We start from the raw sequence: 12,313 nt of genomic DNA on the forward strand, positions 1-12,313 counted from the left end.
TCAGCGCTCGGGCATGTTGAGGCGCTCCGGCAGGGCGAAGGGAATCTTCAACCCGTTGGCCGAGCCGCCTTGCGTCAGAGTATAGGACTGCACCGGCGCGTCCATCCAGTCCGCGATCTCGTCGTCCAGCGGCACGTCCGCGCCGTCGATCACCAGTTTCTTCAGCTTGACCGTCCCGGTGCCGCGTCCAGTGCCCAACGGCCGGGCAAAGCCGACACAGGCCAGCACCGCCAGGTCAGCCAGCAGGCTGGGCAGGTTCGACACGCGGACCTCGACCTCGGACTGTTCCGGGCGATCCTCGACCGCCAACTCGCCGGATTCCAGCGTCGCCAGCCCGCCGATGGGCCGCAGCGCGGCGCCGTCATAGCCCAGGATCATCCGCACCTCGGAGGCCGAGGACAGGCCCGACATGCGCAGCCCGACATAGCCGCCCGACAGCGCGTCGGGATCGATCAGCAGCGGCCCCTGCACGCTGGCGCCAAAGCCGCCCAGGGCGATGTCGACACTGGCCGGCGGCAGGTCCGGCAGGGACAGCCCGACCCCGAGGTCGATCCGCACCGGGCCCTTGCCGCCATTGTCGGGCGTGACGACCGGCGCATCCGTCACCGGCTCGCCGTTGATCGTGACCGTCCTCACCTGCAACCCGGCGCCCGCGATCACGTCGCCCCGCAGCACGCGGATGCGGAACAGGTCGATGACCCCGGCGGGCAGCGGCTGCTCGCTGAAGACGCGGATCCGCATCACCGGGTTTTCGCCGTCGGGGTCGGTGATCGTGCTGTCGACGCTGACCCCGAACGGCAGACAGACCCCCAGCACCGCATCGAGCATCGACAGCTTGCCGGCCCGGTGGGTGACCTCCAGTTCGATCTCGCGCACGCCGCCCTCGGACTGGAACAGGACCGGGATCAGGTGCACACCGCTGCCGAAGGACGTGCCGCCGAAACGGGCGAAGGTGATCGGGTATTCCGGCAGGGTCGCGCGGGTCAGCCGGATCGGCGGCAGATCGACCTCGATCGGCGGCGACACCGGCCGGCTGCCGCCTCGACCGACGACCGGCAGGCGCGGGCCGCCCTCGATTTCCGGCGCGGCGATCCTGATCTGGACCGTCGCCTCATCGATCAGGCCGTCGGCATCCATGACCTCCAGCCGGGCCGTCACTGGCCCGAACCGGCCCGCGGTATTGCCCGTCAGGGTCTGCTTGGCCGGATCGAAGGCGATCCAGTCGGGCGCATCCAGCAGGCGCCAGGTCAGCGCGTCGGGCGACCCGTCGTCATCCTCGGCCTCCAGCGTGATCGACAGCGGCCGGCCCGCCAGCAGCGTCACCGTCCTGTCCCGCGCCACCGGCGGCGCGTTGACGTCCAGCAAGAACGACGCCTCGGCCGTCAGCCCGTCCGCATCGGTGACGGAGATCCGGACAATCGTCTCGCCGGCCTGCCCGGTGCTGTCGCCGGTGATGCGGCCCGTGGCCGGATCGACCACGATCCAGGCCGGGCCGGACAGCAGGCGGAAGGTCAGGCCGGAGGCCGGGGTATCGGCATCCGTCGCGTCGACCGCATGGGACAGCGCATCGCCCCGGACCAGAGTCACGTCCGCAACCGCAAGGGTCGGACGGGCATTGACGTCGATGGTCAGCGTCACCTCGTCGCTCAACCCGTCAGGGTCGGTGACGCGGAAGGTCGCGGAAACCGCGCCGGAATGGCCGGTGCTGTCACCGGTGACAAGACCCGTGACCGGATCGATGGCGATCCAGGCCGGGCCCGACACGATCGCAAAGGTCAGCGCGCCCGAGCCGAGATCGGCATCGCGGGCCGACAGCGGCAGCGACAGCGCCTGGCCTTCGACCAGGGTCACGCCGCTTCCGGACAGAACCGGTCGGGAATTGACATCGATAGAGACATCAGCCTCGTCCGACAAGCCGTTGGAATCGGTGACAGAAATTCGAACCGCAGTCTCACCCGGCGCTCCGGTCGAATCGCCGCGCAGGCGCCCGGTCGCCGGATCGACGGTGACCCAGTCCGGGCCGCTCATCTTGGCAAAGACAAGCTGCGCTGCCGGAGTATCGGCATCGCTCACCGAGGGCGTGAAGGCCAGCGCTTCGCCCTCGACCAGGGTCACCGACCCGCCCACAAGCACCGGCACGGCCAGCACGCGAATGGTCATCGTGGCGCGGGTCGCAAGGCCATCCGCGTCGACCGCCTCGACCACGACCGTGTGCCGACCGACCACCCCGGCGCTGTCGCCCGACAGCCGCCCGGTCAGCGGATCGACCGTGATCCAGTCCGGCCCCGAGATCGCCCGGAACCGCAGATCCTCGTCCGGCGCGTCGGGATCGGTTGCGCCAATGTCGAAATCCAGACCCTCGCCTTCGACAAGGATTGCCGTCCTGTCGGAAAGTTGCGGCGGGGCGTTCACGTCCAGCGTGAAGCTGGCCCGCGTTGTCAGGCCCTGCGCATCCGTTACGGCCACGGTCACCGTGACTTCGCCCGGCTGGTCGTTGCTGTCGCCTGTGATCCGGCCGGTCAGCGCATCCACCGAAACCCAGTCCGGCCCGCTCACCTTGGCAAAGCGCAGCGCGCTGGCCGGGCCGTCGGGATCCCCGGCGGTGACCGGGTGCGAAAGGGCCTCGCCCATGACCAGCGTGACATCGGCGATGGCCAGCGTCGGTCGGCCCTGCACGGTGATGCGCGCCTCGGCCTCGTCCGCGTTGCCCTCGGCGTCCGTCACGCGGATGCGGATCGTCGTCACGCCGACCTGACCAGTGCTGTCGCCAGCGATGCGGCCCGTTGCCGGGTCGACCGTGATCCAGTCCGGGCCCGCGACCTTGGCAAAGGTCAGCCTGTCGGCCGGGCTGTCCGCATCGCTGACGGCCGGTTCCAAAACCAGGCCCGCGCCCTCGGTCAGCGTGGTGTCGGCCAGCGAAAGGACGGGCACGCCCAGGACGCGCACGGTGAAATCGCCCTCGGAGGACAGGCCGTCGGGATCCTCGACCTTGACCGTAACGGTAAAGCGGCCGACCTGGCCGAGGCTGTCGCTGGTCACTGCACCGGTGACCGGATCGACGGTGATCCAGTCGGGGCCAGCCAGCTTTTCAAAGCGCAGGCTGGCGCGCGGGCTGTCCGCGTCGGTCGCATCGACGGAATGCACCAGCGCGGCGCCCTCGACCAGGACCGTGTCGGTCGCCAGCAGGACCGGACGCGCCCGGACGGTGACGGTGACCTCTGCCACCGCCGACAGGCCCGCCTCGTCCGTGACCCGGATCGAGAAGGTCGTCGGCCCCACCTGCCCGGTGGTGTCCCCGCTGACGATGCCGGTCGCCGGATCGATCGACAGCCAGGACGGCGCGCCGGGTTCCAGCGCAAAGACCAGGTCGGCTGGATCGGAATCGGGGTCGGTCACCACCGGCTCCAGCGCCAGCGCATCGCCCTCGACCACGATCAGCGCCCCGGCGGTGATGGCGGGCGGCACATTGACGTCCACGACAAAGCTGGCGGTATCGCTGAGCCCGTCCGGGTCGGTGACACGCACGCTCACCGTGGCCTCGCCCATCCGGCCGGTCGAGTCGCCGGTCACGGCGCCGGTCACGGCATCGACCAGGATCCAGTCGGGTCCGTCGATTTTCTCGAACACCAGGCCCGCCGCGCTGTCCTCGTCCGTTGCCGAAACCGCGTGGGACAGGGCCGTGCCCTGGACGACGGCGACGTTGTCGGCCGTCAGCACCGGCGCGGTGCGCACCCGCAACGTGAAGGTCGTCTCGCCAAAAGCGCCCTCGCCGTCCGTCGCGCGCAGGGTGAAGGACTGGTCGCCCAGCGTGGCGGGCGTCCAGGACAACCGGCCGGTTTCGGGATCGACGGTTGCATCCGCCGGGCCGGAAACCAGCGCAAAGACCAGTTCGCCCGGTGCGGCATCGGGATCGCGCGCCACCGGCGTCAGCGTCACCTCGGCCCCGCGCGGCACCGTCCGGTCGTCCAGCGGGTCGAAGACGGGGGCGTCGTTGACCGCCGAGATCGTGATGGTCAGATCCACCACATCGGACCGGTCGACGCCGTCGAACAGCCGGTAACGCACTACCGCCTCGCCGCTCACGTCGGGCGCGGGCGTGTAGCGGAAGACGCCGTTGCCCAAGGCGACCAGCGTCGCGCCGCCCAGGTCGCCGACAACCTCGAGGATCAGCGGATCGTTTTCGGCGTCGCTGTCATTGGCCAGCAGGTCGATGTCAACCGGCGTATCCTCGACCGTCGTGGCGGTCTCGCCGACCGCGACGGGGGCGGTGTTCGGCTCGGTGCCGAGCAGGCGCACGGTGCTGACCGTGACCTCGGCGCCCAGGGCCCCCATGCCGATCAGGTCGAAAGCCAGCGTCACGCCATCGGGCCGCGTGGCAAGACCGGTCAGGTCCAGAGTCACGATCAGGTCGCCGCCGATTTCAACCACCGAGACCGCCGAGGAGGCGAAGCGCGAACCATCAGCCTGGAAGTTCAGCACCGCGTCGGTGCCGCCCAGGCCCTCGATGGCGGGCAGAACCATCGCGCCCGTGCTCGCGTCGAACAGCGCCGCCTCGAACGCATCCGGTGCCGCGTTGCCGCCAGACCCCAGCGACAGGCCCGAGACCCGGAACTGGATCGCCGTAACCTCTGCGGGCAAGGCGAATGTCTGGCTGAGACCGGACATCGCGCCCCGCGTCTCGTGCAGGCGCGCGCCCGCGGCTGTGACGGTGACGTCGCCCACGGTCGTCCAGCCCGACAGGCCGCCCGAGAAGCCCCCGTTGGTGAAATCGGACGGCGTGCCACCCGACAGAGCCGCGGTTGCGCCTCCGGCAGAAGCGGATGCTGACCCGCCCGAGGTGGCCGCCCGGTTCATCACCAGCGGCCGCGCCTCCGGCCCTGCGACGGGCGGCGACAGGTCGCCGACATCCTCGGCCATTGGCAGGCGACGCAGGCCGGTGTCGAGGATGCTCGACATCACGTATCCGGGCGCGGTCGGGTCGATCAGGTCGGGCAGACCCATGACGTTGCCCATCTCGTGCAACAGCACGGTCAGCAGGTCGACCCGCCCATCCGCCGCACCGCCGGCAATCGCGCGGTAGACATGCGGCGCGCCATCGACGGGTTCGAATTCCTCCGCCTGCCCCGGCGTCGCGTCGATGAACCAGCCATTGCCGGCCGCATCGAGGTCGAGCGTGATGATCCGGCCCTCGGAATAGGCCAGCGCCTCGCCATCCAGATCCGCCACCCGCAGCTCGAACCCGTCGAGATAGTCGGCCGCCCCGCCCCAGAGTTCGGAGTCGATCCAGATGCCTTCTGCCACCTCGGCCAGCGCCTGTGCCTCGAACAGGCGCAGCTCTCCGACACCCCCCGCACCGATACCGGCGGCGGTCTGGTTCGAGCCGGGCTTCGCAAAGCGGATGTCGTCGACGACCATCAGAACCGACACACCGTCACCAAGGCCCAGCAATTGAACGCTTTCGAGGAAGTTCAGCACCGCCTCGCTGGGTGTCGCGGCAGCCGCACGTTCGAGGCCGATGTTCCTGATCGTGACGTTCGCCACGCGACCCTTTACCTCGGACGGGATGGTGAAGGTCGCCGTCTGGCTCGAGAAAAGGCCCGGCTGGAAGGCGAAATAGGGTGTGGTTACCGTCTGGCCGGTCTTGGGCGACTTGTAGGTGGCGTTGGCGGTGTAGGTCTGTCCGTCGATGGTGGTAAAGATCGCCTCGGCCCGGAAATCGTCGTTGAAGTTGACCGGGATGAAGGCGTCGAATTTCAGCGTTTCCATGGTCGGCGGGACGTAAAGGCGGTTATGCGTCAGCTTGTCCAGCTGCCCGACCTGGTCGATGAAGTCGATCATCGCCTGGCCCGGGTCGAAGTGACCCAGGAAGGGAACGCTAAAGCCGCCTTCGGGCGTGAAGGTCTTGATCAGTTCCTTCAGCGCCTGGCTGCCGCCCATCAGCAGGCCGTAATCGGGTTTCACGTCGACATTCGGGAACAGCTGCGACAGCAGCACGCCCAGGTTCTTCTGGATGATTGCCGTCACCTTGCCGATATCGGCCAGGCGAGAGTCGCGGTCGGCATTCTCGTTGGCGACGCTGTCGGTGCGGATCGGACGCCCGATGATCCAGGCCAGCGGGCCGATGCCCCCCGACAGCGAGAAGGCGGTGATGTCGAAGACAACGGCATTCGGATCCTTGGCCTTGGCGGCGTCGCTCTGCGCCTTGACGTCGGCGAGGAACGCCTTCACCTCGGGTTGTTCGATGATGTACTTGATCGTTTCGTCGATCACCTTGACCAGCAGGTCGACGATCACGCCGTCATCCACCAGGAAATTCACCAGCGAGCCGGACAGGCTTTCGAGTTGACCGGGTGTGAACAGGACCTTTGTCGGGTCATTGGCATCCACCACCGACAGGATCGGGCTGCCATCCGCGTTGGTTCCGGTCTGCTTGAGGACGCCGTCATTCGCCGTGGCGATGTTCTGCTTGGCACGGGCCGCCTTTTCGTCCGGGTTCAGGCCGGTATCCCAGGCCGGGTTGCGGAAGCGTTCGACGATGTTGTCCAGCACCCGGTCGATCAGCGGCTTGGCCACGCGGCCGACCACGTCCAGCAACTCGCCGATCCAGTTCTGGTTCACCAGGAACCGCCCGGTGATGTCGATGGGGCTGTTGAAGCCCCAGCTTTCGTCGAGCACATTCTTGAAGATGTCAAGGGTAAAGCTGACGCCCTCGTCGGTGAAATCCCCCGCACCGTGATCGATGCCGCCATGCATCGACCAGCCGGGGAGGTCGTAGCTGAGCGGAAAGCGGCCCAGTTCGGGCGGCAGGTCGGGGATCGAATCGATGGCCGATCCGATGGATTTCTTGGCGCTGGCGAAGATACCGCTGGCCGTGAGTTTCTCGGTCGCGTCCTTGACGGCCGCTTCCTTGGCCTCCTGGATGTTCAGCGTGTTCGCCAAATACTTGTTGTAGGCGCTGTCCAGCAGCCACTTGACGTAATCCGTCATGGCGTGACGCGTGCCGTGGCTGAAATCGCCGTTGAAGATGCTCGGCACCGCCGGATAGGCTTGGTCGATCTGCTGGGTCGGATTGTTTGGATCCTGGATCTTGGCCAGCTTGGGACGGTCGACCTCGGTGTTGTCGAAATCGAGCGAGGTGCGCGTCTTGCCAGTCACAGCCGACAGGATCTCGGGATCGCCCGCCACGGCGGAGAAGTAGAACCCGACGCCGACCGCCTCGTTTCGCAGCGAATTCGCGCTGGTGCCGTTGATCGGGTTGAAACCGGCGAACTCGAAATACTTGTCCAACTGACCCTTGATGCCCGACCAGTTGCCGTTGTTGAACGCGGACAGGTTGACGCCATACCAGGGCTGCTTGGTGAAGTTCTCGCCAAAGATGGCGCCGACCTGCTGGATCGCGCTGGGCATGGCAGAAGTGCCGACCACGATGCCCTGGTCGCCGGCGGTCCGCCAGACCGTCTCGCCGCCCATGAACAGCGCGTTCACATCCGCCGTGCCGAGATACCAGTTGGTGATCCGCGAATGCGGCGTCGCCATGATGTCGTCGCTGATGAAGCCCGGCACGTTCAGCGGCGACCCGCCCGCCGACTTGGTAAAGCTGATCTGGACGTCCGGCACGCCCTTGGGGCTGGGCACCTTGTCCGCGCCGTCATTCGTCGTCGGGATCGCCGTACCGTTTGGCGTGGTGGTCTGGGTGAAGGTGCCGACGATGCCGCTGAACAGGTTCGACACCGCCCCGCCGACGCTGCCGCTGCTGGTCGGCGGCTTGACAGTCTCCTGGTAGTAGTTGTCGGCGAAATCGACATTCGACCAGACCTGGACGTTCGGGTCCTTGAAATCGTCCCACGGGATTTCCGCCGCCTGAAGGCCAAGCAGACCGCCGACCTTGAAGAACAGCTTGGAGATGTCCTCCATGAAGCCGGCGATCTTCTGCAGGCCCGAGCCGATCATCGGGCCGGGCGGCGGAGCCAGCGAAATCAGGATGCCGGCAAGCTTGATGGCCTTGATGTAACTTTCGACCAGCGATTTCAGCGCGACCTTCAGCGAATCCTGCTTGAAGTCGTGCGGATCCAGCGTGGTCATGTGGATGTTCATGTCCTTGCCCTGCGGCACCTCGATCAGGGTGCCGAGGCGCTGGATGATCTCGGAGTTGACCACGGTGCCACGGCTGTGGCCGACGAAATGCATCGGGCTGTCAAAGATCCCGCCGACCCGGTCGAGTTCGACCAGAGAGGCAAAGAAGGCGTCGGCGGCGGCCTCGGAATATCCCGAATCCGAGATGTCGCTCTCACGATACCAGTCCATGACGAGGGTCAGCGCCTTGCCCTTGGGCAGGTCACTTGCGGTGATGGGCACGCCGCTGATCCGGTAACCCTCGACCTTGACGGGGTCGTATTCGTGGAACTTGCCGGTCTGTCGGTTGTAGACCGCGATCAGGCCGCCGCCTGCCGCCTCGTTCAGCACCTCGGCATTGGCCAGCCAGGCTGCCAGCGTCGCCTCGTTCAGCGGCGTATTGGGCGAGTCCGGCATCAAGGCGATCTGGAACCCGTGCGTGACGACCTGCACCGTGGCAAAGCCGTTGGGATTGGCCACGATCGGCGGCGTCTCGAAGGTCGCGTCGGCATAGATCGGGCCACCGCCGCGTGCTACGGCGACACCCCAGAAATAGTCCTGCCCGCCGGTCAGGACGCGGCTGAGCCCCTCGGCCACCTCGATGACCACCGCGTGTTTCAGCTGGACCCCGCCGTTGATGTCGGCCGCGGTCAGCGCGCGCTCTTCCTTGATCGACCCATCCGGCCCCAGCAGGTAGTAGTTGCCACTCTCAAAGGCATAGGTGCCGGCGGTCTGGCGGCTGTTGATCAGTCGCCACGGGTTATAGTCGCTGGTCTTTTCGGGATCGTTCGACGGGAAGTAGCGGGTGCGGAAGTCGTCGTTCGGGAACAGGCCCTCGCCCGCCTTCTGGGTGGACATGAACAGGTCCATCATGAAGGTCGACTGGCCGATCTTGCGCGGGTCGAGGTGCACCTCGAAGCGCAGCGGCTGCTTGCCCGTGCCGTTGACCTGGGTCACGCCGCTGGGCCGGATCAGCTCGACCAGTGCCTCGCCCTGGATATCGAGGCCGCGGCCCCAGAATTGCACGTCTAAGCCCGGCCCGTAGACGTTCTCGCGGTTGCCGGGTGCGATGGCGGTCTTGAGGCTCCAGTAGGGATAGTCGAGGTCGATCGGCACCTCGCGGTTGACCTGCCCCACCTTGCCGTTCGAGATGCCCTTTTCGGCTTCCTTGATTGCCTCGTCGACCCGCAGAGTGACGATGACACCGGCTTTGCGGAAATTCGCCAGCACCTGCGACCCGTCGGGCCGCATCGCCAGTTCGGTCAGATACTGGTCGGGGATCGGGCTGGTTGCGCCGACCAGGCCGGCGGTGCCCCACATGTGCTCGATCTCGGCCTTATCCCAATCCGCCTGCGATAGGTCGAACGGGTTGCGGATCAGGCCGATCTTGTTTCCAAGCTCATGATATTGCTCGATGTAATAGGCCAGTTCGGCATCGTTCATCGTCAGGTAGCGCGACAGGTCGTAGTCGGCGACGAAGGCATAGGACAGGTCCGGCGCGATCTCGACCGCGACCGGATAGCGGATGTCGAGGTCGTAGCGCTGGCTGGTGCCGCGAACGTAGCGATCAAAGATGTAGGGACCGAAGACGAAGGGGTCGTAGCGGACCTGGATCGGCTTCAGGTTCAGTTCCAGAGAGCGGCGCGTGTCGGATGCGCCATCGCTCAGCGTCGGCAACTTGGAAACCGTCGCAGCATAGCTGTCCGGGTTCGGGTCCGTGACACGGATCGTGTAGAAGCCCGAGCGGTTTTCACCGCGTGCCACGAAGACGAGCCGGTTCGGATCCGAGGTTGCGTCAATGTCATAAGGATCGACACCGGCATCGAGGATCTTGATGATCTGGTGGAAGGACGGCTTGCCCCGGTCGGCGGGATCCACGTTGATGACGACGATCTTGCCCTTCTTGGCGCTCAGCGGGCTGCGCGCCCAGCCGTCCTGTCCGAACATCGGCGCCAGCGGCACCGCGACATAGAGTTTCGACCCGTCCGAGGACAGTTCGATATCGTTGATCTTGCCCGCCAATCCGGGCAGGTCAAACTCTGCCGGCAGGGAAATCTGTTCGGCCTGGAGATAGGTGGACGATCCCGGACGCATGTCGATGACAAAGATCTTCCCGGTGCCGGCCGCATACAGGAAGCTGCCATCGCCGCTGATCGTCAGTTTCTGGACGTTGCCACCGGGAACCTTGATGATGTCGGCTCCGGGCGAGTCCGCGTCAGTGTCGTATTGGCGCAGCAGCGTCATGTCGACCACCGCGATACCGCTGGTCGTGGCGACAAAGGCCGCCGACAGGTCGGGCGCCATCAGAACGTCGTTGGGCCAGCCGCGCAGGTCGGTCAAACCGTCCTTGAGCAACACGTTTGCCACGAGCTCGGTACTTTCCGCGTCAGCGTCCGCGGTCGCGCCCTCGGCCAGCACGTCGAAGATTTGCAGCATGGTGTTGCCGGCCGCGTCCGACGCGCCCATGCCGCCGTAACCACGGGTGTTCTTGACCTGGATCGGCGTCGATTCCACCGCGCGCGTGCCATAGGACCAACCGTCCAGATCCCCGCCGGCGCCACCCGGTTGCGGCCGTTCAAAGGTTATGCGCGCGCGTCCCAGCAGGATGCCCTCGGGCGCGTCGATCACGAAGGTCGCCTTGCCCGAGGAGGCGTTGACAGAGCCGACGTCGAATGCGGCGCCGGTGACGTAGTGAAGGTTATTGCCGATGGCGAACTTGACCCGCGTGTCCTCGATATCCGATCCGAAGGCGCCGAACGCCGGCGAGTCGGTGCCGTAGATCGCGTTCTCGACGGTGAACTCGATGCGCACCTTACCGCCCTCGATCGTCGGCTTGGCGGAGCTGATATAGGGCGCGGCGCCGGCGGCGGGCGGGACGGAACCGGACGGGCGGGTGACGCTGAGCGTGACCTTTTCGGCGGGGTCGCCCGCGGGGATGTCGCGCTCCAGCGCCTTTTCCCAGTCCTTGCCGTCGAGATACTTCTTGTAGATCACCACGCGGTCGGCCTGGCTCTTGAGCAGGAACGCCGTGCCGACGCCCACCAGGCTCAGCCCTGCGACCGCCCCTAACAGGCCGCCGGTGGTGGCAAAGGCAATGCCGAGCCCGATCGACACGATCCCCGCCGCGGCCGCCAGGTCACTGCCCCAATCGAATGCCTGGCGCGTCGGCTGGTTGGCCTTGGCCACCAGGATCGAACCCTTCTCGGTCAGGCCCGGGAAGGGCGGCGAGGCGGTGCGCGCAATGCCGTTCTCGTCGACATAGCCGGTGTCGACCAGCCGCCAGATCTTGCCGAACTCGCCGCCCGATATCTCGGTGAAATCGTCGGCCACGAGGAACATCACCTGCTCGCCCGGGGCCGCGACCGAGGGATCGACCCGCGCGCCCATCTGGATCGGCCCGCCCAGCGTGCCGCCGATGATCTCGAGATCCGCCGCCGCGAGGAAGGTCAGCGCCTCGGGCACGACGATGTCGAGGTCCTGTTCAGCCACCGCCGTCACGGTCACGGTGGCGTCGCCGCCGGCGATCTGCCCGGCGCCAAAGGCGAATTCCATACCGTCAGCGGTGCGCAGGGCACCGCCCGCCGCGCCGATGGTGGCGGTGTTGCCCTCGACCGGCGGGGCGACCGTGACCTCCAGCACCTCCTCGGCGCCGCGATAGATCACCGTGACGGTGGTCACGCCGGGCGCCACCGCCTCGATCAGGCCATCGGCGGTGACGGTGACGACAGACTCGTTGCCCGAGATATAGACCACGCCCTGCTCGCCGCCGATGTAGTCCTGGAGGCCAGAACCCAGTTCCGTCACGATCTGGCGCCGGCCGCCCTCGGGCAGGATCGTGACCGTGTCGGGATAGGCATCGATGCCGAAGATCTGCGCAATCGCCCCGTCGCCGTCATCGGCGATGCCCACCGCCGCCGCGGTGGCGGCCGCAACCGCGCCGCGGCGCGCGATGACATAGGTGTCGCCTTCGCCGATTGCCGTCACGAGGCCGGTATCGGCCACGCGGATGACCGACGGATCGGCAGACAGGACGTCGACATAGTCGAAGGGCAGGATCACGTCGGCCTGGTCCTCGAACTGGCCAACGAGAACCATGCCCGAGACCTCGCCCGGCGCGTCGAACAGGTAGCGGCGCATCAGGAAGTCCATCTGCGTCAGCGCCGCGTCCGACACCGTCACGTCGATGGTGATCTCGGAGGTT

1 protein-coding gene (cut by a window edge) is annotated in these 12,313 nt (G+C 66.8%); it reads right to left on the reverse strand.

Going from position 1 to position 12,313, the window contains the following annotated elements; genetic code table 11:
* Positions 1-12,313, reverse strand: partial view of a putative Ig domain-containing protein gene (locus tag KB874_RS00790; RefSeq protein WP_212534629.1) — the end only. The gene runs 26,147 nt beyond the window's last position; only the last 12,313 of its 38,460 coding nucleotides appear in the window; its start codon lies off the right edge, out of view — the gene reads right to left on this strand; the stop codon is at positions 1-3.

It is taken from the genome of Thetidibacter halocola, assembly GCF_018224955.1.
In the GTDB taxonomy this organism is placed as follows: domain Bacteria; phylum Pseudomonadota; class Alphaproteobacteria; order Rhodobacterales; family Rhodobacteraceae; genus Thetidibacter; species Thetidibacter halocola.